Origin of the sequence: Eggerthella timonensis (genome assembly GCF_900184265.1) — a bacterium.
In the GTDB taxonomy this organism is placed as follows: domain Bacteria; phylum Actinomycetota; class Coriobacteriia; order Coriobacteriales; family Eggerthellaceae; genus Eggerthella; species Eggerthella timonensis.
The window spans coordinates 3,183,320-3,208,332 of sequence record NZ_FXXA01000002.1 but is presented as its reverse complement, the minus strand read 5'-3'; the positions used below and the strand labels follow the sequence as shown (position 1 = coordinate 3,208,332).

At 64.9% G+C, this 25,013-nt stretch carries 16 protein-coding genes; 14 read left to right on the top strand and 2 right to left on the bottom strand.

All coding sequences use genetic code 11. From position 1 onward, the window contains the following. Window positions 1-133 precede the first annotated feature (133 nt). From C1A15_RS13500 to C1A15_RS13475, 6 genes are all read left to right on the top strand, one after another. Window positions 134-1,684 (top strand): ATP-binding protein, encoded by a 1,551-nt coding sequence (locus tag C1A15_RS13500; RefSeq protein ID WP_245865033.1) that lies wholly within the window; start codon window positions 134-136, stop codon window positions 1,682-1,684. After that, window positions 1,681-2,397, top strand: coding sequence for a response regulator transcription factor (locus C1A15_RS13495; protein ID WP_101723039.1), 717 nt, complete (start codon window positions 1,681-1,683; stop codon window positions 2,395-2,397). The genes C1A15_RS13500 and C1A15_RS13495 overlap by 4 nt, the downstream gene beginning before the upstream one ends. Before the next feature lie 106 nt (window positions 2,398-2,503). Beyond that, window positions 2,504-5,131 (top strand): molybdopterin-dependent oxidoreductase, encoded by a 2,628-nt coding sequence (locus C1A15_RS13490; RefSeq protein ID WP_101723038.1) that lies wholly within the window; start codon window positions 2,504-2,506, stop codon window positions 5,129-5,131. 18 nt (window positions 5,132-5,149) lie between these two features. Beyond that, window positions 5,150-5,722, top strand: a complete 573-nt coding sequence (locus tag C1A15_RS13485) for a 4Fe-4S dicluster domain-containing protein (RefSeq protein ID WP_101723037.1) — start codon at window positions 5,150-5,152, stop codon at window positions 5,720-5,722. 144 nt (window positions 5,723-5,866) lie between these two features. After that, entirely contained in the window at window positions 5,867-6,577 is a 711-nt protein-coding gene (locus tag C1A15_RS13480) for a TorD/DmsD family molecular chaperone (protein WP_101723036.1), read from the top strand. Continuing rightward, a complete protein-coding gene (locus C1A15_RS13475) occupies window positions 6,574-7,833 on the top strand; it encodes a radical SAM protein (RefSeq protein ID WP_101723035.1) in 1,260 nt (419 codons plus the stop codon). The genes C1A15_RS13480 and C1A15_RS13475 overlap by 4 nt, the downstream gene beginning before the upstream one ends. Here the strand turns inward: C1A15_RS13475 and C1A15_RS13470 are convergent. Next, window positions 7,830-8,528 (bottom strand): TorD/DmsD family molecular chaperone, encoded by a 699-nt coding sequence (locus C1A15_RS13470; protein WP_101723034.1) that lies wholly within the window; start codon window positions 8,526-8,528, stop codon window positions 7,830-7,832. The genes C1A15_RS13475 and C1A15_RS13470 overlap by 4 nt on opposite strands. A gap of 216 nt (window positions 8,529-8,744) precedes the next feature. On the opposite strand from C1A15_RS13470, the gene C1A15_RS13465 reads away from it, so the two are divergent. The 6 genes from C1A15_RS13465 (at window position 8,745) to C1A15_RS13440 (ending at window position 21,505) form a co-directional block, all read left to right on the top strand. Continuing rightward, window positions 8,745-11,363 (top strand): molybdopterin-dependent oxidoreductase, encoded by a 2,619-nt coding sequence (locus C1A15_RS13465; protein WP_101723033.1) that lies wholly within the window; start codon window positions 8,745-8,747, stop codon window positions 11,361-11,363. A 12-nt stretch (window positions 11,364-11,375) separates the two neighbouring features. Continuing rightward, window positions 11,376-11,960, top strand: a complete 585-nt coding sequence (locus C1A15_RS13460) for a 4Fe-4S dicluster domain-containing protein (protein ID WP_342746819.1) — start codon at window positions 11,376-11,378, stop codon at window positions 11,958-11,960. 122 nt (window positions 11,961-12,082) lie between these two features. Then, window positions 12,083-13,825 (top strand): ATP-binding protein, encoded by a 1,743-nt coding sequence (locus C1A15_RS13455; RefSeq protein WP_101723032.1) that lies wholly within the window; start codon window positions 12,083-12,085, stop codon window positions 13,823-13,825. After that, window positions 13,803-14,549 carry a response regulator transcription factor gene (locus C1A15_RS13450; protein WP_101723031.1) on the top strand — a complete coding sequence of 249 codons (747 nt, stop codon included), beginning with the start codon at window positions 13,803-13,805 and terminating at the stop codon, window positions 14,547-14,549. The genes C1A15_RS13455 and C1A15_RS13450 overlap by 23 nt, the downstream gene beginning before the upstream one ends. Window positions 14,550-14,657: 108 nt before the next feature. Beyond that, the gene (locus C1A15_RS13445) at window positions 14,658-19,703 is read left to right on the top strand and encodes a DEAD/DEAH box helicase (protein WP_101723030.1); all 5,046 of its coding nucleotides are present in this window, start codon (window positions 14,658-14,660) and stop codon (window positions 19,701-19,703) included. A 260-nt stretch (window positions 19,704-19,963) separates the two neighbouring features. Further along, a complete protein-coding gene (locus tag C1A15_RS13440) occupies window positions 19,964-21,505 on the top strand; it encodes a class I adenylate-forming enzyme family protein (protein WP_101723029.1) in 1,542 nt (513 codons plus the stop codon). 50 nt (window positions 21,506-21,555) lie between these two features. Here C1A15_RS13440 and C1A15_RS13435 read toward each other — a convergent pair whose 3' ends face one another. Then, window positions 21,556-22,842 carry an aspartate aminotransferase type Ic gene (locus C1A15_RS13435; RefSeq protein WP_101723028.1) on the bottom strand — a complete coding sequence of 429 codons (1,287 nt, stop codon included), beginning with the start codon at window positions 22,840-22,842 and terminating at the stop codon, window positions 21,556-21,558. A gap of 180 nt (window positions 22,843-23,022) precedes the next feature. Between C1A15_RS13435 and C1A15_RS13430 the strand changes: the two genes are divergently transcribed. Next, a complete protein-coding gene (locus C1A15_RS13430; RefSeq protein ID WP_009306308.1) occupies window positions 23,023-23,205 on the top strand; it encodes a hypothetical protein in 183 nt (60 codons plus the stop codon). A 110-nt stretch (window positions 23,206-23,315) separates the two neighbouring features. Further along, window positions 23,316-24,902 (top strand): sodium/proline symporter, encoded by a 1,587-nt coding sequence (locus C1A15_RS13425; protein ID WP_101723027.1) that lies wholly within the window; start codon window positions 23,316-23,318, stop codon window positions 24,900-24,902. Window positions 24,903-25,013: the final 111 nt, after the last annotated feature.

Here is a 25,013-nt window from a genome sequence, read left to right as displayed (position 1 = left end):
GCGTGGAAACGAGCGGGGGCGCGTTATGAGGAACATCAAGCTGAAGACGAAGTTCGCGGGGCTTATCGTCTGCCTGCTTGCGGTGTCGCTCGTTGCCAATATTGGATGGACTTCGGTGAACAATCGCGCCCAAATGGAGAACGAGCTGCGCGAGAAGGGAGAAGTGCTCGCGCAGCAGATGGATGCGGTATGGGAGTTCATGGCATCGAACCAGTATCGTTTGGAGCAGATATCGTACACCGCTGACGGCGTGTACCAGGGCCTGCATTGCGCTATCGTCGGTCGCAGCATCGGCGCGCTGTTCACGTCCGAGTCCACGTACACGACGCGCTTCGTCAATTTCAACCCGCGCAATTCAGCGGATCAGCCTGACGAGTTCGAATCTGCGGCTCTCGAGGCATTCAACAAGGGAGAGAGCGCGGAATACTACGACATCACCCAATACGAGGGCGAAGAGGTGTTCCGCTACCTGGCACCCATGCGAATCGAGGAGAATTGCCTCGACTGCCACGGAGAGCCCGCCGGAGAGATCGATGTGACCGGCTACGCCAAAGAGGGCTGGAAGATCGGGGACATAGGCGGCGCAATCAGCATCGTCATGCCGCTTGATGTGTACATGGAAAGCGAGCAGGCCTCGACGATACAGGATGTCATCTTCTTCGGCGGCATGCTGGTAGTTTGCCTGCTTATCATCTATGCGGCGTTAACGTATTTGGTGACGCGTCCGCTGGAAAAAATTCAAATCGGCGTCGAGTGCATACAGACAGGTGATTTAGGGGTGCGGTTGGCTCAATCGGAATCCTCGCGCGAGATGAACACGTTGATGACCGAATTCAACAGGATGGCGGGCGAGCTGTCCGGCATCTACAACAATCTGGAGTCGCAGGTGGCGGATCGAACCGCGCAGCTTGCGGAGGCCAATGCCGTGCTGGAAAAGCAGCGCGCTCAACTTGAACAGGCGAACGAGCGGTTGCTCAACGACAACCGGTACAAATCGGACTTTCTGGCAATGATGAGTCACGAGCTCCGCACTCCTTTGACCTCGATCCTCGCGTTTGCGGAGTTCCTCAATCGCGATTGCGAGCCGCATGACGAGCGCGAAGCTGAGACGCGACGCGAGATCGAGGCGAACAGTCGTGCGCTCCTTCTCATGATCAACGATATTTTGGAGATGAGCCGCCTCGATGCGGGGAGGACGGATATGAACGTAGAGGTCGTGGACGTTGGCGATGTGGTGGGCATGGTGAGCACCGTGGTGCAGCCGCTCGCAGACAAAGGCAAGATCGACTTCTCGTGCGAGATCGACCCCGATGTTCCCCTTATACAGGCGGACTTCGAGAAGATACGGCACGTTTTGGAGAACCTATGCGGCAACGCGATCAAGTTTACTCCTGAAGGAGGATCGGTTGCGCTGCGCATCTCCCACCATCCCGAATGCGGCGAACTATGGATCAAGGTATCCGATACGGGCATCGGCATAGCGAAGGCCGACCAGCAACGTATTTTCGACCGTTTCGTGCAGGCCGACTCGTCGCCGTCCCGCAAGTACAACGGGACGGGGCTGGGGCTTGCGTTGGCGAAAGAGTACACCGACATGCACGGTGGATCCATTTCGGTGGAAAGCGAACCGGATGTCGGCAGCGTGTTCACCGTGCGTATTCCGGTTGAATCGAAAGGGGAATGACGATGACGAGGGCGAAGGTAATGCTCATCGACGATGACGAGAGCCTGCATGTGCTGATCCGCCGCATAACGGAAGAGGCAGGCTACGAGTTCTGCTCCGCGCTCGATGGGGAGCAGGGGCTGCGGGATCTCACGACCGAAAGGCCGGATCTGTTGCTGCTCGACGTGATGATGCCCGGCATGAACGGGTTCGACGTATGCAGGACCATGCGTGAAGACGGAAGGCGCATTCCCATCATCTTCCTGTCCGCAAAAGGCGACATCGTGGACAAGAGCATTGGCTTCAAGGCAGGCGGCGATGACTATGTGGTCAAGCCGTTCAGCTCGGATGAGCTGCTGCTGCGCATTGAGGCCCACCTTCGCCGGCATCGAGACGATCTGGCGTTCGCCAAGGCTGTGAGTCGCGAGGGCAGCAATAAGACGGGCGATCTGGAGATCCTGTTCAACCAATACGAGGTGCGCTTGCGAGGCGAGAGGGTGGAGCTCACTGCCAAGGAGTTCGAGATACTCGCGCTGTTGGCTGCCAATCCCGGTCAGGTGTTCACCCGCGGTCAGATATACGAGCACATCTGGGGTAGCGAGAGCGAAGTCGACGAGAGCAGCATCACCGTGTTCATGCGGAAGATTCGCGAGAAGATCGAGGACAATCCCTCGCAACCGAAGTACCTTCTCACGGTTTGGCGCGTCGGATACAAATTCGCCGAGCGGGTGTGAGGATGGGAGAAGCGACGGATAAGGGGGTGAGGCTTTCGACCTAGAGCTTGCACAGTTCCCATGCAACGACGAGTCCAACGAAACCAAACAAACAAAGGGGGATTACATGGACGCTTTTGACGTTGGCACGAATGCGACGAACCTGAGCCGTCGGCAGTTCATGAAGGGAAGCATGGCGGTTGCGGCATCGGCTGCAGCGCTCTCCGCTTTCGGATGCGCGCCTTCGACGGAGGTCAAGGAGAGCAAAGACGCAGCAGTTGCGGTCAATCCTGAAGAGGGTGGCACGTGGGTGCCTGCCGCGTGCTGGCATAACTGCGGCGGACGCTGCGTGAACAAGGTCATGGTGAAGGAGGGAGCGGTCGTTCGCCAGAAGACCGACGATTCGCACGAGGACTCTCCCGAGTTTCCGCAGCAGCGCGGATGCGTGCGCGGCAAAGCCCAGCAGCAGCAATGCTTCGGCGCCGATCGCATTCTCTATCCGCTGAAGCGCAAAGGGTGGAAGCCTGGCGGCGGCGAGAACTCGAACGGCTCGATGCGCGGCAAGGACGAATGGGAGCGCATCAGCTGGGACGAGGCGATCGAGCTTTCCTGCCAGGAGATCAAGCGCATCAGCGACGAATACGGCCCGACGGGTTTCTATTGCAAATCGCCCGACGCCACGATCAATGTGATGTGCGGATGCGTGCGGGGTTGGGATACCACGTCGCACGGAACCTACACCCTCGGTTGCGACATGATCGGCTTGCCGCCCACCGATACCGGAAAGGCGAACGATCGCTTCGACCTTCCGAATGCGGAGTACATCATCTTGTATTCCTCGAACCCGACCTGGTCGGCGGCCGGCACGCCCACCTATTACTTCATCCAAGCGAAGGAGGCGGGCACCAAGTTCGTCAGCGTCGATCCGCTGTACAACGCATCCGCCCAGATGCTGGATGCAGATTGGATTCCGGTGCGCAACGGCACCGACATGGCGTTCATGCTCGCAACAGCGTACGAGATGCTGCGCCTCGACGAGGAAGAAGGCGATATCGTCGATTGGGAGTTCCTCGACAAGTATACTGTCGGCTTCGATGCCGACCACATGCCTGCGGACGCGAAGCTGAACGAGAACTTGAAAGACTACGTGTTGGGAACGTACGACGGTACGCCTAAAACACCTGCATGGGCCGAGCCTATCTGCGGCGTTCCGCCCGAGCAGGTCACGGAGTTCGCTCGCATCCTCGGAAAGAACAACAAGACCATGCTCCTGCACAATTACGGCATGGTGCGCTGTAACGGAGCCGAGATGATCCCGCAAATGCTGATGGCGTTGGGGGCCATGGGCGGCCATATGGGCAAATCGGGCCATGCGTGCGGCGGCAACTATCACGCGAACTGCGGCAACTACGGCCCCAATCTTGTTGCTGCCGGAAACGCCAAGAAGCCGAAGACGACGAACCCCTGCTCGACAGGCGTCCGCCAGCCTCAGCTGTACGACATCATCCTCGAAGGCGGCGGAGAGTTCTACGACGTGTCGAACTCGTACGGCAGCTTCCACGAGCCTATCCCCACCACGCTCGGCCCCATCAAGGGCATCTTCCATGTGACGGATGCGACGCTGCAGACGTCTCTTCACCAGAAAGCCGGCATCGAGGCGCATCGCGCGGTGGACTTCGTGCTGACCCGCGCTCAATTCATGACGACGAACGCCCTGTACTCCGACATCATCCTTCCGGTCACGACCGAATGGGAGCGTCCGGGCAGCGTGACGACGTGCAATCGCGAGTTCGTGTATTGCTACTCCAAGGTGACCGATCCGCTCGGCGAGGCCAAAACGGATCAGGAGATAGGCACGCTGCTGCTTGAGGGCATGGGCATGGATCCGAAGCTCGCTTTCGATACGTCGGAAACCCAGCAGTTCTTCGAGCAGATCGCCGGCAGCACCATCATGGGGGACGGCGGCGAAATGGAGCCGCTGGTAACCATTACCGACGCCGACATCAAGGAATGGGGCGTTCAGGGCGAGCCTCAAGAAGGCGTCGTCTCCCTCGCTGATTTCGTGGCGAACGGCGGGTACCAGTACAAGCGCACCCCTGATGACGGTCATGGCTTCATCGGTTACGAGGACTTCGTGACCGATCCTGAGGCCAACCCTCTCTCGAGCGCAAGCGGAAAGCTCGAGATTTACTGTCAGGCCCGCTACGACCTCATGGCGTCCTTTGAGTACGACGGCATCGAGCAGTACAAGCCCTACCCGACGTACGTCGTTCCCTGCGTCGGCTTCGAATCGACGTTCAAGGACGGCAAGATCGACGGCGAAAAGGGCGAGTATCCGTACGTCATGTACAATCCGCACTATCTGCGTCGCTCCCATACGGTGTTCGACAACTGCCCCTGGCTGCGCGAGACGTGGGCGAACCCCGTGTTCCTCAATCGCCAGGATGCGGAGGCGAAGGGCGTCAAGGATGGAGATACGGTTCTCATCAGCACGCCGGCCGGCAAGGGTCTGCGTATGGCCGCCGTGCTCGACATCCTCATGCCGGGCATCGTGGGCGTGCCTCACGGCGCGTGGGTGGATGTCGACGAGGAGACCGGCATCGACCGCGCCGGCTCCGACAACTACCTGATCGGCGCCGAGTATGGCGGTATGGGCGTTTCGGGGTACAACAATCAGATATGCACGTTCGAGAAATACGATGGTGCAGCGCTCGAGGCCGACTGCGACCTGCCGCAGCGCATCGTGAACGCATAACGAGAGGGGGACTGACGAATGGCTATTGGATATTATTTCGATATGACGAGGTGCACCGGATGCCGTGCATGCCAGGTGGCATGCAAGGACAAGAATCGCTTGGATGTCGGAACCATATACCGGCATGCGAAGACGTTCTCGGTGGGGAAGTTTCCGAGCGTGACCGCGTACAGCTACTCGGCAAGCTGCAACCACTGCGAATCGCCGGCATGCTTTTCGGCGTGTCCGACGGGGGCCATCGAGAAGCGGGAAGACGGTGCGGTCGTCATCGATCGGGAGGCGTGTTCAGGAGACGGTTCATGCACGAAGGCGTGCCCGTACGGCATTCCTCAGATTCTTCCGGACGGCAAAGCGGGCAAATGCGATAGCTGCTATCTGATTCGCGAAGCTGGGGGACAGCCTGCGTGCGTCGCTGCGTGCCCGAACCGAGCGCTCGATTTCGGAGAGTACGACGATCTGGTGAAAACGTACGGGTCGGACTGCGTCAGCGAGATCGCGATCCTTCCGAGTGCGGACACCACGAAACCGAGCTTGTTGATCAGCGCCAAGGAGGCGGCGACCGAGACGGGTTTCGTCGACGTTAACTGGTAAATTGCGCGCTGCATGAAACAGCACGGGCGAGGTTCGAGCGCCAAGGCCTCGCCCGTGCTTGTCGCGAGGGTTCGCCCCCGCGTTTGAGCTACACTGTTCGCGTGACGAAACGCCCTTCGACAAGACGGGCAACGAGGAGGAGATATGGAAGAACGGGACATCGAGGCGTTGGGAATGCGCCTTGCGAACAGGGCGTATCTGTATAGGATTTTCCACATCGTATTCGGTGCCGAGCCGAGCAAAGAAGAGCTTTCCGTTCTCGGTTCGAACGAGACGATCGATGCGATGGAGTACCTTGCGGACGACTGCCGTTCCGAGCCGCTGCTTGACGCCGTGCGTTTGTTCGCTTCGTTTGCGGACAGGGCTCAAGATGGCGGCTGCGTTGAGTCTATGAGGTCCGATTTCACGAAACTGTTCCTCGTTCCCGGCGCATCGTACGTGCGTCCATGGGAGTCTCCCTATATCGGCAAAGAGGAGATGCTGTTCCAAGAGAGCACGCTCGACGTTCGCCATCGCTATGCGGAATACGGCTTCATTGCCGTGGAATTCGGCCATTTTCCCGAAGACCATCTGTCAATGATGCTCGATTTCCTTGCCTGTCTCAGCACGCGCGCGTTCGATGCGTTCGGAGAGGGAAGGGACGATGAGGCGCGGCGCATCCTTTCGTCTCAGAAGGACTTCGTGGAATCGCACCTGTTGAACTGGCTTGACAGGTTCCACGAAGCGTTGTGCGAGAAGGACGAGGCGGGCGTTTATCGCCGGTTTGCGGCGGCGCTCCACGCCTTCCTCGTGCTTGACAGAGAGTTCGTTGAGCGGACTCTGGCGAGTCTCGACGAGATGGGTCGGGGACGTTGAACCTGGAGGAGTATAGGGCGGCATTCGACGAAGTGCGCGCCGATTTCGAAGAGGGAGTAGCGCGCTTCGGGCTGCCGTTCGAAAGCGCGGAAGAGCAGCCGAGGGCCGCACGCGCCCTTGCGCCATGCGAGCATTGCGACAACGGTGCCGCGAGCTTGTGGAGCGGTTGGATATCGCCCGCTTGCATTGCCTGCCGTACGGGCGAGGAGACGGCGACGTTCTTCATATCGCTCAAATGCACGCGGCAGTGCTACTTCTGCTTCAACGTGAACCAGGAGGACTACGCATACCATCGCGCGCACGAGCGGGACATCGCCTCCGAGCTGCGGGCGGCCCATGCGGCGGGCGCGCGCTTCCGCCACCTCGCCGTCACCGGCGGCGAGCCGTGCCTCCATCCCGATGCGTTGCTGGCGTTCGTGCGCTGTGCGAAGGAGCTGTATCCGGGCGTGCACGTGCGTGTGTACACGAGCGGCGACTTGCTGAGCGACGAACTGCTCGACGAGCTGCGCGACGCCGGCCTCGACGAGATCCGGTTCAGCGTGAAGCAGGAGGAGGGCGCGGCGTCTCGTGAGGAGACACTCGGCCGCATTGCTGCCGCGGTCGCGCGCATTCCCTACACGATGGTCGAGATGCCGGTGATCCCCGGTACGCTCGGCGAGATGAAGGAGCTGCTGGTCAGCCTCGATCGGATTGGCGTACGCGGTATCAACCTCCTGGAGTTCTGCTTCCCGCTCGCCAACGCCGAGGCGTTCGAGGAGCGCGGGTTCACGCTGCGCCGCAATCCGTACGTCATCCCTTACAACTACTGGTATGCGGGCGGCCTTCCGGTTTCCGGAAGCGAGGCGTCGTGCCTCGAGCTGCTGCGCTTCGCTTCCGACCGCTCGCTGACCATGGGCGTGCATTATTGCTCGCTCGACAACAAGCTGACGGGGCAGATATACCAGCAGAACAAGCTTTTCCTGATCGATGACGAGTTCTCCGCCTCGCATGCGTGGCTCTCGTTCGATGGAGAAGACTATTTCCTGAAGTGCGCCAAGGTGTTCGGCGACGACGTGGAAACGGTTCTGGACCTTCTGCCCGCCGGCCGATGGCTTTCGGACGAGGACGCTTCCTCCCTCGCGTTTCCGCTCGCGTTGGCGGCGACCGTGGCGAAGCGAGCCCCCGCAGTCGAGATCGGCGTGAGCTTCAACGTGCTCGAGCCCGACGAGAACGGCCTTCCGCGCGTACGCGAGGTGGCCCTGGAACGTTTGCGCTAAGCGTCGTTTACCGAGAGCGTCTCCGCGAGCTCATCGAGCAGGGCCGCGTCGACGGCGATGAACGCGGCGACGGCTGCGCACAGCGTCGGATACAGGTAGTCCGTGCGGGCGCCTTTCGCGCGCTCGGCGAACAGCGGAAGCCACGTGAGCAGGTGGTCGTTCTCGAACGAGCGCTGCACCTCGACCAGGCGGCCGAACTCCTGTCGATCGTCACGGCGCAAGGCCTCGAGCGATCGATCGGCGAGGTGCGCCAGGAAGTCGAGTTCGTACACGATGCCGTCCTCCGCTTCGCGCGTTTCGACGTCGATGCGATAGCCTTCGGCTTCGTAGCGCTTGCGCACGTCGGTCGTGCTTTCGAGGAAGAGCAGCTCGCGCGGGTCGAGGTACACCGATTCCCAGAAGGGCGCGACGATCTTTTCCGGCCCGATGAACAGCGTCGTGTATTCGCGGCGCAGGGCGGCGAGGGTTTGCGCCGCATCGTTGTTTTGCGAGAGGGAGCGCATCGTCTGCGCAAGACGATCAAGCTCGTGATGCCCGTCGACGGCGAACGCTTCGATCGACGCGACGGCCGGCTCGCTCGCGAGCAGCTCCAGGAGCGTCTCGTCCGGCTCTTCGGCGTATGCGTGCCGGAACAACATGAGGGCGAGCATGCGTTGGCGCAGGACCGTTACGGTTGCATCTCGAGGGTCTTCCATGGTTGTTTCCTCTCCGTTTCCCTTACCGGGCGTTAAGATTCATTACTCAAAAACTATCGCGTTTACCAGGGGAAATGCTTGTTTGCGCCCCCGTTGGCGGCTATATTATAGCGTGTCGGAACCGATGATCAAGCCCCGGCGGAAACCCGGAGTTTCTCAGCTGCCGAACCGGTGCGCTGTGCGATCATCGACATGCAACGAGGAGTAGGGGGAGCTATGGGAAGCCTCATCCAAGAGGTGTCGGGCAAGGTGCTCAGTCGTCGCGGGTTCGTCGCCGGCAGCGCGGCCCTCGCCGCGTCGCTTGCGGCGTCGTCGTCGCTCGTGGCCTGTCAGCCCGGCGATCGGCAGCAGGTGGAGCAAGCGGCCGAGTCCGCCGAAGGCGAGGGCGTTTGGATTTCCGCGGCCTGCTGGCACAATTGCGGCGGCCGTTGCGTCAATCGCGTGCTCATGAAGGACGGCGTGGTCGTTCGTCAGGGCAGCGACACGTCGCACGAGGACAGCTTCGAATGGCTGCAGCAGCGCGGGTGCCCGCGCGGCCGTTCGCAGCAGCAACAGTGCTTCGGAGCGGATCGCTTGAAGTATCCCATGAAGCGCAAAAGCTGGCAGCCCGGCGGCGGCGAGGCATCGCATGGCGAGCTGCGCGGCAAGGACGAATGGGAGCGCATCAGCTGGGACGAAGCCATCGGCTACATAGCCGAAGAGGTGACGCGTATCTACGATTCTTACGGCCCGCGTGCCGTCGTGGGCAACGGAGGCCCTGGCATCGAGCAGGTGCTGGCGAAGCTGGGCGGCTACCTCGAGGTGTCGGATACCAGTTCGTGCGGCACGTATTCGTTCAACGTGTCGAAGTTGGGTTTGCCGGCGATGGATCTGGGCGAGACGAACGACCGCTTCGATCTGAAGAACGCCGAAACCATCGTCATCGTGGGAGGCAACTCCGTATGGTCGTCGGGCGGCACGACCATGAACAACTTCAACCAGGCCGTCGAGGCGGGAGTGAAGTTCGTGTACGTCGGGCCTTCGTACAACGCCACAGCCGCGTACTTCGATGCTCGCTGGATACCCATATACCCGGGAACCGACACGGCGTTCTTGCTGGGCGTCGCGTACGAGATGCTCCAGCAAGACGTGGTCGACCGGGAGTTCCTCAATGCGTACTGCGTCGGATTCGATGCCGATCATATGCCCGAGGACGCAACGCTCGACGAAAACTTCGAGGACTACCTGCTGGGAGCATACGATGGCCAACCGAAGAACGCCGCGTGGGCGAGCGCCATCTGCGGTGCCCCAGAGGAAGATATCGTGTGGTTCGCGGAAACGATCGGCAAGGACCACAAGGTCATGCTGTTCCACAACTATGCGCTTGCGCGTTGCACCAGCGCCGATAACGTTCCGCAGCTTTTCATGACCGTGGGCGCCATGGGCGGCCATATGGGGAAGTCGGGCCATGCGATGGGCGGTGCCTACAAGACGTTCGCGGGAACGCACGGCCCCACGCTGGTCTCGTACGGAGACACGGGCGTTAAGGCGATGGCGAACCCTATCAAGGAGTACATCACGGCGCCGCTCTTGTGGCAGAGCCTGCTCGACGGGTCGTTCAACAGCACGGGCAAAGCGTATTCGGACGAATTCAACGCCCAGGACGTCAAGCAGGCCGACGTCAAGTACCTGTCGTTCGAGGGCGCCGCACGCGTGCAGAACACGCCTTCGTCGGTGACCGCCATCGAGGCCATCCGCACGATGGACTTCGTCACCTGCTCGTCCCACTTCTTCAACGCTCAGGCGAAATACGCCGACATCGTGCTGCCCATCACCACGGAATGGGAGCGCGTGGGCGGGTTCCCCGGCCATCAGCGCAGCCGTGAGACCGTGATCGTCTACACCCAGGTTACCGAACCGCTGTACGAAGCGAAGACCGACCAGGAGATCGGGACGATGCTCGCCGAGAAGCTCGGCCTCGACGCGAAGGAACTGTGGCCGATCAGCGAGAAGCAGCAGTTCTTCAACCAGATTCTCGGCTGTACGTTCGTCGATCAGGCGGGCGAGGATCAGGTTCTCGTCACGGTCACGCAGGAGGATATAGACGCGTGGGGGTGCGAAGGCAGGCCGCAAGAGGGCGTTGTGGGTTTGGACGAGTTCCTGAAGAACGGCTGCTACACCATCAAGCGAGCCGAAGGAGATGCCTACGTGCGCATCGGGTACCAGGACTATATCGAAGATCCCGAAGCGAACCCGCGTCCCAGCGATTCCGGCAAGTTCGAGATCTACTGCCAGTACAAGGCGGACACGCTGAACAGCATGGGCTACAGCCCCGACGGCACGTTCAAGCCGTATCCGAACTACGTAGCCGCGCCCGAAGGCCGCGAGGGCGCCTTCGTCGACGGCGTCGTCGGCGGGGAGCCGAGCGCGTATCCGTTCGTGGTGTACAACCCGCATTACCTCCGTCGCGCGCATCCCGTGCTCGACAACGCTCCGTGGTTGCGCGAAGCCTGGCCCAACCCCGTGTTCCTCAACGCGTCCGATGCCGCCGCGAAGGGCGTGTCGGACGGCGATACGGTGCGGGTGTTCAATGCGCACGGCGCCACGCTGCGGACGGCTTCGGTGACCGAGATCGTGATCCCGGGCTGCGTCGGCCTGCCTCACGGCGCGTGGCTCGACTACGACGAGGAGGCTGGCATCGACCGTGCCGGCACCGACAACGTGCTGTGCGGCACGGTGACGAGCGGCATGGGCACGTCGGGATACAACAACTACAACTGCGATTTCGAACGTTACGACGGCGAGGCGCTCGCTGCCGATTGCACGCTGCCTCAGCGCATCGTGTCGCTGGACTAAAGGGGGAACAACATGGCCATGAAGCAAGTGGGGTTCTACTACGACCAAACCCGGTGCGCCGGATGCAAGACTTGCCAGGTAGCGTGCAAGGACAAGAATCGCCTTGAGGTGGGAACGGTGCTGCGCGAAGTTCGTTCGTACCAGGTAGGCGCGTTCCCAAGCGTAAAGATGTATCATTTCGCCGCCACCTGCAACCACTGCCAGGTGCCCGCCTGCAAAGACGTGTGCCCGGTCGGCGCCATCACGAAGAACGAGGACGATGGCACGGTGGTCATCGACCATGAGGCGTGCATCGGCTGCTCATCGTGCGTGAACGCCTGCCCGTACGGCGTGCCGCGCATCGACGAGAAGTCGGGGCTCTCGCACAAGTGCGACGGATGCATCGAGTTGCGCGCGCAGGGCTATCAGCCGGCCTGCGTGGAAGCGTGCCCGTACCGCGCGCTCGCGTTCGGCGATATCGAGGAGCTCAGGGCCCAGCACGGAAGCGACCTGGTAACCGAGATTCCCGCTATGGGGGCGGGGAAGACGGGGCCCAACACGCTCATCAAGCCACGTGCGGTAGCCGTTGAGGAGCTGGGCGTGCCGATCGTGCTGTAGCGACCCGGGAGCGTCCGCCGATCATTCCGCGCTGCAAGCCATCCCTCCCGGCTTGCAGCGCGAATGCGTTGCGGGTATCGTTCGGTGTGCGCGAACCGCGAAGGGGCCAAGGGGGTGCGGGGATGAATCGAAAAGACGCGCGTGCGCCTCGGGGGAGGCGCACGCTGATCGTGCAGTACGTCGTGCTCATGACGTGCATCGCTTCGGTGCTGGTGGTGGCGTACAGCGCGTGGTCGTACGGCGAACAGACGCGCCAGATCGAGGAGCAGATGCTGTCGGAAGCGCGCGTGCTAGAGAAGTCCGTGCAAGCTACCTGGGATTTCATCGACTACGAGCAGCCCAACATCAACTACGATCGCGATGGGACGTACAACTTCAAAGGGCTGTACTGCTCGCTCGTGGGCAAGAGCGTGGGGAAGCTGTTCTCCATGAGCACCGACTACCAGTACACGTTGCGCTATACGCGCAACGACCCTCGCAACGCTCTCGACGAGCCCGACGCGTTCGAGCGGGCGGCTCTCGACAGCTTCTACGCTGAGGGGAGCGAGGAGTACTACGACGTCGTCGATGACGGTCAGGGCGGCAAGAACTTCCGCTACGTGGGCGCCATCTACCTGACCGAGAGCTGCATGGATTGCCACGGCGGTCCGAAAGGCGAGCTCGACGTGACCGGGTTCGAGAAGGAGGGGCTGGCGGTCGGCGACATCGGCGGAGCGGTCAGCATCACGGCTCCCGCAGGACTGTACCAAGCGGGCATCGATCTCAACACGGGGCGCACGGTGCTGTTCTTCGTGCTGTTCCTCTCGGTCGCGTTCGGAGCCAGCGTCCTGTTCTTCAGGCGTAACGTGACCGCGCCCATAGCCCATCTCGAAGATGCCATGGTCGACATGGGCCGCGGCAACCTCAAGGTGGATATCGACGACGTGGGACGCACGCGCGAGTTGAACGACCTGGCCGAGGGCGTGCGCGCCATGGCCGGAGAGCTCGATGCGCTGTACACCACGCTCGAGGAGAAGGTGGACACCCGGACGAGGCTGTATCGGGAAGCCAACGAGATGCTCGAGGAGCAGCGGGAGCGGATCGCCCGAGCCAACGAGCTGCTCGCGGAAACGAACGCGAAGCTGCAGCAGGAGAACGAGTACCGCACGAACATCGTGGCCATCCTGAGCCACGAGCTGCGCACGCCCTTGACGGCCATCCTCGCATTCGTGGATCTGTGGGAGACGTCGGGGGAGGTGCATAGCGAAGAGAGCCGAGAGTGCATCGCGAAGGTGAAAACGCACAGCTTGACCTTGCTGGAGATGGTCAGCAACGTGTTGGACATGGTGCGGGTGGAGTCGGGTGCGCTCGATATCGCATGCGAGACGATCGACCTGGTCGACTTGGTTCGATCGGTGGCTGACGTCGCCGATCCCATCGCTCAAAACAAGGGAATAACCGTTGCGTCGCGCATCGACGGCGATGTGCCGCTCGTCAAAGGCGACTGGTCCCAGATCGAGAAGATACTGGGAAACCTCATGAGCAACGCCGTGAAGTTCACCGAAGAAGGAGGGCACGTGTCGTTCGACACGATGTTCGACGCGGCGAAGGGATGCGTCGTGTTCTCGGTGTCCGACGACGGCATCGGAATCGCGCAAGAGCGCCTCGACGGCATTTTCGATCGGTTCGTGCAGGCGGATGCTTCGATATCGCGCAAGTACCGAGGGAGCGGCTTGGGGCTGTCTTTGGTGAAGAAGACGGCGCAAGCGCTCGGCGGCGACGTGCGGGTGGAAAGCGCTTTGGGGGTTGGCAGCACGTTCACGGTGACCTTGCCCGTCGAAGTGGTAGAGGAGGATGAGTTCGATGAAGATACTGATTGCCGATGACGAACGCGATCTGTGCGATGCCGTTCGCAAGATCGTAGAGCGGCGGGGCCACGCGTGCCTCGCGGTGCTCGACGGGGGAGCGGTGCTCGAGACGTACCGCCGCGAGCACCCCGATCTCGTCATCCTCGATGTTATGATGCCCGAGGTCAACGGGTTCGACCTATGTCGGGAGATTCGCGAGCTCGATGCGAAGGTGCCCATCATCATGCTGTCGGCGAAGAGCGACATCGTGGACAAGAGCATCGGGTTCGCCGCCGGCTGCGACGATTACGTGGCGAAGCCCTTCAATGGCCAAGAGCTGCTCATGCGCATCGAGGCGGGGCTGCGCCGCGCCTCGATCAGCGAATCGGGCGAAACGGGACGTCGCAGCCGCGCGATCGTGCGCGTGGGCGACATGGAGATCCGCCTCAAGAAGAACGAGGTGCTCGTGCACGGCGCGTACGTCAACCTCACGCCCAAGGAGTTCCAAATCATCGCGTTTCTCGTGAACCACCTCGGCGAGGTGTTCACCGCTCAGAGCATCATCGAGAACGTGTGGGGCCCGTCGTACATGCCCGAATCTGCAAGCATCGCCGTGTTCGTCCGCAAGATCCGCAACAAGATCGAGGACGATCCCTCGAAGCCGCGCTACCTACAAACCGTATGGCGCGAAGGGTACCGCCTGGGAGACGAGAGCATGATCGGCTCCGGAGAAGACATGACGCACGACGATCCGATTCGCTAGTACGCGTCGATTTCTGCGGACCGGTATCAGGTACGCTTTGGTTGGGACAAGAGCGGGGCTATGCGCTACCATGGACGCACCCGATCGTTGAAGGAGCCGACGCACGCCATGGACGAAGCACGCGAGCCCACCCCCTATGCCCTCGACCGATTCTCAGGCGAGGTGCACGGCTGGTTCCTCGACGCCTTCCCGGCAGGGCCCACGCGGTTGCAGCAGCGGGCCTGGGACGTCATCGAGGACGGCGACAACGCGCTCGTCATCGCGCCCACCGGCTCGGGCAAGACGCTCGCGGCGTTCCTGTTCGCCATCGACGAGCTCATGCGGGAAAAGGCCCGCAGCGCGCAGCTGCCGAAGAAGGAGCGTCCCGGCAAAGGCGTGCGGGTGCTGTACATCTCGCCGTTGAAGGCCCTCGGCGCGGACGTGGAGCGCAACCTGCAAGCGCCGCTCGCGGGCATCGCGGCGCGGCTCGCGGCGGACGGCGCCGCCGCGGTCGAGGTGCGCACGGGCATGCGCACGGGCGACACGACGCCCGAGGCGCGCCGCAGCCTGCAGCGCAACCCGCCTGACATACTCATCACCACGCCCGAATCGCTCTACCTCATGCTCACCTCGCAGGCGCGCGAGACGCTGCGCACGGTGGAGACGGTCATCGTCGACGAGGTGCACGCGTTGGCGGGCAGCAAGCGCGGCGCGCATCTGGCCCTGAGCCTCGAGCGCCTCGACGACCTGCTGGAAGCGCCGGCGCAACGCATCGGGCTGTCGGCCACCGTGCGCCCGCGCGACGAGATCGCGCGCTTTTTGGGCGGCCCGCATCCTGTGCGCGTGGTCGCCTCCGAGGGCCGGCCCGACATGGACGTGCGCGTGCGGGTGCCCGTGCGCGACATGACGGCCGTGCCGGTGTACGGGGGAAGCGACCTGACCGGCGGCGACGCGGGGAAGCGCGGCGGAGGCCGTGCGGGCGGACCGCGCCGCGCGCCGGCGGAGGACGCCTGGAAGTCCGACCGCGCGATGCGCGCCGCCATGGCGAGCCGCGCGCTGCCGACGGGCGCGACGAGCCCTGACAGCCGCGTGGGCACGTCGTCCATCTGGCCCTACATCGAAGCGACGATTCTCGACGAGGTGCTGGCGCACCGCACCACCATCGTGTTCGTCAACTCGCGCGGCCTGTGCGAGAAGCTCACCGCCCGGCTGAACGACCTGTACGCGAAGCGGATGGGCATCGCGCGCGGCGTCGACGAGGACGCTTCGCCCGCGCCCATCCGCTCGGATCTCGGCTCCACGACGGAGTTGTCCACGGGCGCGCCCGCCATCATCGCGAAGGCGCACCACGGCTCGGTGTCGAAGGAGAAGCGCTTGCAGGTGGAGCGCGAGCTGAAAGCGGGCGATCTGCCGTGCGTGGTGGCCACGTCCTCGCTCGAGCTGGGCATCGACATGGGATCCATCGACCTCGTGCTGCAGGTGGCCGCCCCGCCGTCGGTGGCCAGCGCCCTGCAGCGCATCGGCCGTGCGAACCACCAGGTGGGCGGCCGTTCGGCGGGATCCATCTTCCCGCGCACGCGCACCGAGATCATCGACGCGGCCGTGGCGGCCGAGGGCATGTACGAGGGCCGAATCGAGCAGACGGCGCTCGTGAAGAACGCGCTCGACGTGCTGGCGCAGCAGACGGTGGCCGCCGTTGCCATGGACGAGCTCGCTGCGGACGACTGGTACGACACCGTGCGCCGCGCGGCGCCCTACGCCGAGCTGCCGCGCCGTGCGTTCGATGCGGTGCTGGGCATGCTTGCGGGCCTGTATGCCACGTCCGACCTGGCAGAATTCTCGCCCCGCATCGTATGGGATCGCGAGAACGGCCGGTTGAAGGCGCGTCCCGGCTCGCAGCGCCAAGCCGTCATGTCGGCGGGCACCATCCCCGACCGCGGCATGTTCTCGGTGGTGCTTCCCGAAGGAGGGGGCAACGAGGGCCGGAGACGCGTGGGCGAGCTCGACGAGGAGATGGTGTACGAATCGCGCGTGGGCGACATCATCACGCTCGGCACCAGCTCATGGCGCATCAGCGAAATCACGCGCGACCGCGTGATCGTGGAGCCCGCGCCCGGGAGATCCGCCCGGCTGCCGTTCTGGCATGGCGAAGGGGTGGGGCGGCCCGCCGAGACGGGGCGCATGCGCGGCGCGTTCCTGCGCGCGATCGCCGGCGGCATCGAAGGAGACGACGTGGAGGCGGAAGACGGCGCCTTCGGCGTCGCCGTCGGCGTGCGCGAGCGCCTGGCCGCGGACGGCCTCGACGACGACGCGCAGCGCAACCTCGTGGAGCTCGTCCGCGCGCAACGCGCGGCTACGGGGACGATCCCCGACGACAAGACGCTCGTGGTGGAGCGCTGCGAGGACGAACAGGGCGATTGGCGCGTGCTGCTGCACTCGCCGTACGGTCGTCGCGTGCACGAGCCGTGGGCGATGGCGGTGTCCGACCGTATCGCCCAGGTGTACGGCTACGACGCGCAGGCAATGGCGGCCGACGACGGCATCGTGCTGCGCATCCCCATGACCGAAACGCGCCTGCCGGGGGCGGAGCTGTTCGTGTTCGACCCTGACGAGCTCGACCGCATCGTGCGCGACCGCGTGAACTCCACCTCGCTGTTCGCGGCGCGGTTTCGCGAGTGCGCGGCGCGCGCCCTGCTCATGTCGCCCATTGCGCCGGGCAAGCGCGCGCCGCTGTGGCAGCAGCGCCTCAAGGCCGGCCAGCTGCTGGAAGCTGCGCGGCGCGAGCGCGAGTTCCCCATTCTCGCGGAAACGGCGCGCGAGTGCCTCCAGGACGTCTACGACATGCCGGCCCTGCACGAGCTGATGGACCAGGTGCAGGCGGGGTCGGTGCGCCTGGTGGAGGCGCAAACGTCCGTGCCGTCGCCCTTCGCCGCGCCCCTGCTGTTCGGTTACGTGGGCGAGCATCTCTATGCGGGCGATCTGCCGCACGCCGAGCAGCGCGCGTCGCTGCTGTCGCTCGACCCCACGCTGCTCGGCGAGCTGCTGGGCTCCGCCGACCTGGGCGAGGTGCTCGATGCGGAGGTGACCGACGACGTGGAGTCCAGCTTGCAGCGCCTCGCCGCCGACCGGCGCGTGCGCGGCGTCGAGGGCGTGGCCGACCTGCTGCGCGTGCTGGGGCCGCTGTCCGTCGAGGACGTGGCGCAGCGGCTCGAGCCGACGGTTGACGCCGAGGCGGGGGACGCAACCGCGGTCGAAGAGGATGCGCGCGCGGCGCTCGAGGAGCTTTATGCGGCGCATCGCGCGTTCCCGGTCGCCATCGGCGGCGTCGAGCGCTGGGCGGCGACGGACGATGCCCAGCGCCTCCGCGACGGGCTGGGATCGACGATCCCGCCATGGGCGAGCGCGGGAGCGGATGCGGAACTCCAAGAGGAGGAGGGCGCGCGCCATCCTCTCGACGAGCTGCTGGCGCGATACGCGAGCACGCACGGCCCGTTCTCCGCCGAGGCGGCGGCCGCGCGCTTCGGCGTCGGCGTCGCCGTCGCGCACGACAGCCTCGTGCGCCTCGCGTCGGCGGGGCGCCTCATGCAGGGTCGTTTCGGCGAGGACAGCGATGGGCGCGTGCTCGCGTGGGTCGACGCCGGCGTGTTTCGGCGCCTGCGCTCGCTGTCGTTGGCGCGGGCGCGCCGCGCCGTGCAAGCCGTGGGCCAAGACGCGTACCTGCGCTTCCTGCTCGACTGCCAGGGCGTAGGCCCGCTCGGCGAGGAAGGCTTTGAGGGTGTCGACGGGGTTGCCCAGGTGATCGCGCAGTTCGAGGGCGTGTTTTTGCCTGCCGGCGCATGGGAGGGGCACGTGTTCCCCAGCCGCGTGCGCGACTGGCGCCCGGGAATGCTCGACGAGCTGCTGGCATCCGGCGACGTGGTGTGGGCGGGAGCCCGCCGCGAGGGCGATGACGAGGACGCGCCGCCCTCGCGGCCGTCCGAGAGCCGCAGCCGCGGCGGGCGAGAGCGCGAGGGAGTCGGACTCGTCGCGTTCTTTCCCACGGACTCGCCGTTCGCGCCCGTGCAGGCCGACCTGGCCGACGCGCCCTCCGACGTGCCGGATGCGGCGTCGTCGACGGTGCCGCCGACCGTCGAGCAGGCGGTGGTGGACGCGCTCGGGTTCGGCGGCGGGCTGTTCTTCCGCCAGATCGTCGATGCGGTGCGGCGTCGGCTCGCGCCCGAGTTCGTCGACGAGGCGGCCGTGGCCGTGGTCATGCGCGAGCTCATGTGGGACGGTCGCGCGACGAACGACACGTTCGCGCCCGTGCGCGCCGCCCTCGATGCTGCGGGCAGCGCGGGGCCCAAGCCGTGTAGCGCGCCGAAGCGCCGCGTGAGCAGCCGTCGGTCGGGCCTGCGCCCGGCCGACCAGTCGGTGATGAGGGGCATCGCGTCGGCGCAGGCCGCCGTGGGCGCGGCGCTCTCGGGGCGCTGGTCGCTCACGATGCCGTCGCCTGCGAACGACACGGTGCGCGCCATCGCGCTCGTGGAGTCCATGCTCGACCGCTACGGCGTGATCTCGCGCGACGTGGCGCAACTGTCGGGCGTGCCGGGCGGCTTGGGGGCGTTGTTCCCGGTTCTGCGTCAGATGGAGGACACGGGCGAGGTGCTGCGCGGCGCGTTCGTGCAGGGGCTCGGTCCCGCGCAGTTCGCCGCGCGTCAAACCGTCGACGTGCTGCGCACGTACGAGGCGAACGACGACGCCGCCGCGCGCTCCGAGACGGTGGTGCTCGCCGCCGACGATCCCGCCAGCCTGTTCGGGGCGGGCATCCCCTGGCCGCCGGTCGCCTTCGGCGACGGCGCGCCGCAAGCGGAGCGCCCGGCGCGCCCGACGCGGCGCGCGGGCGGCCTCGTCGTCGTGCGCGGGGGCGCGGCGGTGCTGTACGCCGCGCCGGCTCTGCGCTCGCTGCTGTCGTTCACGCACGATGGCGAAGCGCTCGCCGACGCCGTGCGCGCGCTCGTGGCGCACGAGAAGCGCGCGCTCAAGCGCGCCGGCGCCGAGGGAGCCCGCAAGAAGGTGGTGGTCGAGTCGTTCAACGACCAACCCGTGCTGGCCACCCCGGTGGCCGACCTGCTGCGAGAGGAGGGCCTCGTCCGCCTCCCCGACGGTTTCCGGCTCTACGTCGATCCGTTCCGATAGGCGCCGCCTCCGCGATCCGACAATCTCGGGCGCGAGAGCGGCCCTCGCTGGCTCGCTGCGCCAACCTGCGCGCCCATCATGCGCCCTGAGGGCGCATGGGCCGCATCGCTTCGCTCGCGATCCTCGTTCGCGCTCGCGCGCGAATCGGCTGCTCCCCACATCCGGCAATCTGCGGATGGCGCGCGCTCGTCGCGTTCGGTATGGTCGACGCATGAGGCGCGCCGCAGGCGGCGCGATCGGATGCGGAGGTGAGGCGATCCATGGCATGGCGCGAAGATGAGTGCATCCTCGAGGGGCTCGACCTGCAGACGGCGCCCGCGCATTGGGCGCGGCGTCGGCCCGGCCATCTGGCGTTCGTCGACGCCGAGCGACGACTGACGTACGCCGAATTCGCCGCGCTCGTGGATCGCTGCGCGTCGGGCATGCGGGCCGCAGGCGTCTGCAAGGGCGACGTCGTGGCGGTCATGCTTCCGAACTGGCACGAGGCGCCGGTCGTGTTCTTCGCCGCCGCCCGGCTGGGAGCCGTGCTCGTCTTCTGCGACGAGGTGATGGAGGGGGCCGACCTCGCGCTCAGGCTCGATCGCGTCGATCCTGCGCTCGTCGTGCTCGCGCGTGCCGATCTGGCCGATACGGCGCGCGCCCACGCGCCCTGCGCCCGCGTGATCACCGTGCGCTTCGCCGCGCCCTGCTGCACGGCCTTCGACGACCTGCTGGCCGACGACGACGCCCCTTGCGAGCCTGCGCCTGTCGACGCGCTCGAAGACCCTTTCGTCATCGCATTCACGTCCGGCTCCACCGGTCAGGCCAAAGGCGTCGTGCTGTCGCAGGAAAGCTCGCTGTTCTCGTGGCGCAGCTACGGCCGAGCCATGCAGTGCACCGCAGCCGACGTGTTCGCCGTGCCCATCCCACTGTCGCACATGTTCGGCGTGAACATGGGCATCGTGCTGCCCGTCATGTTCGGCGCCACGGCCGTCCTCGTGGAGAAGTTCGCGCCTCACGACCTCCTGCGCACCATCGAGCGCGAGCGGGTGTCGGTGATCTACGGCGTGCCGACGGTGTTCGGGCGCGTGCTGCTCGACCTCAAGAAGCATCCTGTGGACCTGTCCAGCGTGCGCACGGGCCTCGTGGGCTCGGCCACCGTGGCGCGCGAGCTCGTCGAGGACGTGTGGGAGCGGCTGCACTGCCGCGTGGTGGTGGGGTACGGCTCCACCGAGGCCGTGGCCGTCACGTGCACCACGGTCGAGGACGATCTCGAGCACACGGCATCCACGGTGGGACGCCCGTTTCCCGGCGTGGAGGTGCGCCTGCTCGGGGACGACGGCGTGCTGCGCGAGCGCGGCGAGGGCGAGCTCGTCGTGCGCAGCCCCTGCATGATGCGCCGCTACTGGCGCGATCCCGAGCGCACCTCCGAGATGTACGCGCAGGGTTGGCTGCGCACGGGAGACGCGGCTGCCATCGACGACGAGGGCTACGTGCGCATCCTCGGGCGCATCGACGGCATGATCATCCGCGGCGGCTTCAACGTGTACGCCGCCGAGCTCGAGCACCTCTACAGCGCCCATCCCGCCGTGCTCGAAGTTGCGGCGTTCCCGCTGCCGCATCCGGAGCTCGGCCAGCAGATCGTCGTGGCCCTCACGTGCAAGCGCGGCACGCCCATGGACGCGGCGGCGTTCCGCCGTTGGGCCGAAGGCCGCATCGCGAAGTTCAAACTGCCCGACCGTGTCGTGTTCTTCCACGAGCTGCCGAAGCTGCCCACCGGCAAGATCGACGCCTCCGCCATCAAGGCGGCGGTGCAGCCCTGACAACGCAAAAGGAGCCGCCCGAGGGCGGCTCCTTGCTCGTGCGTTCCAACCTAGCCCAGAAGCTTCTCCACGTAGGCCAGTTTCACGCAGACGGTGAACACGTCCATGGCCTCGTCCAGCTCCTCGAGCGGTGGCAGCGTGGGGGCGATGCGGATGTTGCTGTCGTGCGGGTCCTGCTTGTAGGGGTAGGTGGCGCCGGCGCCCGTCATCGTGACGCCCGCCTCCTTTGCCAGCCCCACGATGCGCTTGGCGCACCCTTCCGGCGCGTCGAACGACACGAAGTAGCCGCCGCGCGGGTTGCTCCACGAGCAGCCGCCCACCTCGTCGAGGCCTTCCTCGAGCTTCGCGTTCACCAGCTCGAACTTCGGGCGCAGGATGGCGGCGTGCTTGCGCATGTGCTCCGCCAGGCCCTCGGCGTCGCGCAGGAAGCGCACGTGGCGCAGCTGGTTCAGCTTGTCGTGGCCGATGGTCTGCACGCCCACGCGCCGTCTGATCTCGGCGATGTTGGCCGGGCTCGCGGCCAAGGCGGAGATGCCCGCTCCGGGGAAAGTCACCTTCGAGGTGGAGGCGAACTTGAAGCAGCGGTCCTCGGTGCCCGCTTCGAGGCAGGCCGAAGCGATGTCGAGCAGCTGGTCCTGCTCGGCCGCCTCGTCGAACAGGTGGTGCACGCAGTACGCGTTGTCCCAGAAGATGCGGAAGTCGTCGGCGGCGCACTCCATGGCGGCCAGACGGCGCACCGTCTCATCGGAGTACGTCACGCCGCCGGGGTTCGAGTACTTCGGCACGCACCAGATGCCCTTCACGGAGGCGTCGGAGGCGGCGATGCGCTCGACCTCGTCCATGTCGGGGCCCTCGTCGGTCATCGGCACGGGAATCATCTCGATGCCGAACTCCTCGGTCACGCCGAAGTGGCGGTCGTAGCCCGGGGCGGGGCAGATCCACTTCACCGTATCCAGCTTGCTCCACGGCGTCGAGCCCAGCGTGCCGAACATCCAGCAGCGCGCCACCGTGTCGTACATGATGTTGAGGCTGGCGTTGCCAAACACGATGACGTTATCGGGTTCGTCGTCCAGCATGGTTGCCATGAACTCCTTGGCCTCGGGAAGGCCGAACCCCACGCCGTAGTTGCGGCAATCGGTGCCGTCGGCTGCCACGCAGTCCTCCATCGTGGTCACGGCTTCGAGCAGCGGCATGCTGAGGTCGAGCTGCGCCTTGGCGGGCTTCCCGCGCGCCATGTTGAGGCTCAAGCCCCGCGCCTTGATCTCGCCGTATTCGCGCTCGAGCTCCTCCTTGAGCGCTGCCAGCTGAGCCTTGTCCATCTCCGCGTACGTGGGCATCGTGCTTCCTTCCATTGTGGGTCGTGTGTACGAACCCCAGTATAAGGTTAAGGGAGAAGCCCGTCGATAGCGTTTTCGCCGAACGACGGTCCGGTGTCCGGCGCGCAACGCCGCCGCCGCGCCCGCTGCGCCGAGGAGGCTGCGCGCTACGATGCGGTTCCCCGATGAAAGGAGGCCCGCATGCCCATACCCGATCCGCGCGCCAACGAGAAGAAGGAAACGTACATCTCGCGATGCATGGAGCACATCACCCGCTACGAGAAGGACAAGTTCCCCGACCAGGACCAGCGCGCCGCCATCTGCTACTCCACCTGGGACCGCTGGCAAAAGGACCACGGCCACCCCGAAAAAGCCGAGAAGTGAGACGTAAGGACGGGGCGATGACTCGTCCCCGTCCAATTAGTCGCGCTTCGCCCCGCGGTGTTGTCGTATAATTCCCTCGTTTCGCACAGAGAAGAGGGGAGGGTACACCTGTGGTTTCCAACGATTTTTGGGTCGTATTCGCGATGCTTTTGTACTTCGTCGCGGTGCTGACCATCGGGTTCGTGTACGCGAAGCGTTCGAACTCGTCGACGGCCGAGTACTTCCTCGGCGGTCGCGGGGTGGGGCCGTGGCTCACGGCGCTGTCGGCCGAGGCCTCCGACATGTCGGGGTGGCTGCTCATGGGCCTGCCGGGCGTGGCGTACTTCACCGGCGCGTCCGACGCCATGTGGACCGCCATCGGATTGGCCATCGGCACGTATCTCAACTGGAAGTTCGTGGCGAAACGTTTGCGGAAGTATTCCGTGGTGGCGGGCGACTCCATCACGCTGCCGGAATTCTACAGCAAGCGCTTCCACGACCGTAAGAACATCGTGTCCACCGTTGCCGCCCTCATCATCATGGTATTCTTCTGCGTGTACGTGGGCAGCTGCTTCGTCACGTGCGGCAAGCTGTTCGCCACGCTGTTCGGCCTCGACTACGCCACGATGATGGTGCTCGGCGCCATCATCGTGTTCCTCTACACGCTCGTGGGCGGCTACCTGTCGGTGGTCACCACCGACTTCGTGCAGGGCGTGCTCATGTTCTTCGCGCTGGCCACCGTGTTCGTGGGGTCGGTCGCCTGGGCGGGCGGCATCGACAACACCGTCGCGTTCTTGCAGAACATCCCCGGTTTCCTGAGCGGCACCCAGATAGCGGTGCCCCTCGTTGACGACGCGGGGCGCCAGCTCGTCGAGAACGGCACGCCGCTGTTCGGCGATGCGGCCGAGTACCCGCTCATCACCATCGCGTCGATGCTGGCCTGGGGCCTCGGCTACTTCGGCATGCCGCAGGTGCTCGTGCGCTTCATGGGCATCCGCTCGGCCGACGAGGTGAAGAAGTCGCGCGTCATCGCCGTGGTGTGGTGCGTCGTGTCGCTGGCTTGCGGCATCTGCATCGGGTTGGTGGGGCGCGCCATCATCCCTACCGATTTCGCCACGCAGGCGCAGGCCGAGAACGTGTTCATCGTGCTGTCCCAGATGATCCTTCCGCCGTTCATGTGCGGCGTCGTGGTGTCGGGCATCTTCGCCGCTTCGATGAGCTCGTCGTCGTCCTACCTGCTGATCGCCGGATCCTCGGTGGCCGAGAACATCTTCCGCGGCGTCATCAAGAAAGACGCCACCGACCGCCAGGTCATGATCGTGGCGCGCCTCACCCTCGTCGCGGTGTTCATGTTCGGCATCATCGTCGCCTACGACGAGAACTCGTCCATCTTCGGGGTGGTGTCCTACGCCTGGGCGGGCCTCGGCGCTTCGTTCGGCCCGCTCACCCTGTGCGCGCTGTACTGGCGTCGCGCGAACATGCAGGGCGCGCTGGCCGGCATGCTCACCGGCACGGTCGCCGTGCTCGTGTGGCACAACTTCGTGAAGCCTCTCGGCGGCGTGTTCGGCATCTACGAGCTGCTGCCCGCATTCGTCCTGTCGTTCGCGGCCATCGTCGTGGTGTCGCTGCTTACGGCGCCCCCGTCCGAGGCGGTGGTGCGCGAGTTCGACCATTACCTGGACGACGAGGAAACGGGCGCCGAAAAGAGCGCGCAGTAACCGGCGCGCCTACGGTTCTACAACATCTAGAGAAGGCCACCACAATCCCTGGTGGCCTTCTCAGTTTTCCTATCGTGCCTGATGGCGGGCTTGTTTGTGGCTTCGTGACGC

Excerpts from the sequence above, each read along its gene's own strand:
- C1A15_RS13440 (WP_101723029.1), top strand. The coding sequence starts at position 19,964 with ATGGCATGGCGCGAAGATGAGTGCATCCTCGAGGGGCTCGACCTGCAG.
- C1A15_RS13500 (WP_245865033.1), top strand. The coding sequence starts at position 134 with ATGGAGAACGAGCTGCGCGAGAAGGGAGAAGTGCTCGCGCAGCAGATG.
- C1A15_RS13430 (WP_009306308.1), top strand. The coding sequence starts at position 23,023 with ATGCCCATACCCGATCCGCGCGCCAACGAGAAGAAGGAAACGTACATC.
- C1A15_RS13470 (WP_101723034.1), bottom strand. The coding sequence starts at position 8,528 with ATGGAAGACCCTCGAGATGCAACCGTAACGGTCCTGCGCCAACGCATG.
- C1A15_RS13435 (WP_101723028.1), bottom strand. The coding sequence starts at position 22,842 with ATGCCCACGTACGCGGAGATGGACAAGGCTCAGCTGGCAGCGCTCAAG.
- C1A15_RS13460 (WP_342746819.1), top strand. The coding sequence starts at position 11,376 with ATGGCCATGAAGCAAGTGGGGTTCTACTACGACCAAACCCGGTGCGCC.
- C1A15_RS13450 (WP_101723031.1), top strand. The coding sequence starts at position 13,803 with ATGAAGATACTGATTGCCGATGACGAACGCGATCTGTGCGATGCCGTT.
- C1A15_RS13445 (WP_101723030.1), top strand. The coding sequence starts at position 14,658 with ATGGACGAAGCACGCGAGCCCACCCCCTATGCCCTCGACCGATTCTCA.
- C1A15_RS13485 (WP_101723037.1), top strand. The coding sequence starts at position 5,150 with ATGGCTATTGGATATTATTTCGATATGACGAGGTGCACCGGATGCCGT.
- C1A15_RS13465 (WP_101723033.1), top strand. The coding sequence starts at position 8,745 with ATGGGAAGCCTCATCCAAGAGGTGTCGGGCAAGGTGCTCAGTCGTCGC.
- C1A15_RS13490 (WP_101723038.1), top strand. The coding sequence starts at position 2,504 with ATGGACGCTTTTGACGTTGGCACGAATGCGACGAACCTGAGCCGTCGG.
- C1A15_RS13455 (WP_101723032.1), top strand. The coding sequence starts at position 12,083 with ATGAATCGAAAAGACGCGCGTGCGCCTCGGGGGAGGCGCACGCTGATC.
- C1A15_RS13495 (WP_101723039.1), top strand. The coding sequence starts at position 1,681 with ATGACGATGACGAGGGCGAAGGTAATGCTCATCGACGATGACGAGAGC.
- C1A15_RS13480 (WP_101723036.1), top strand. The coding sequence starts at position 5,867 with ATGGAAGAACGGGACATCGAGGCGTTGGGAATGCGCCTTGCGAACAGG.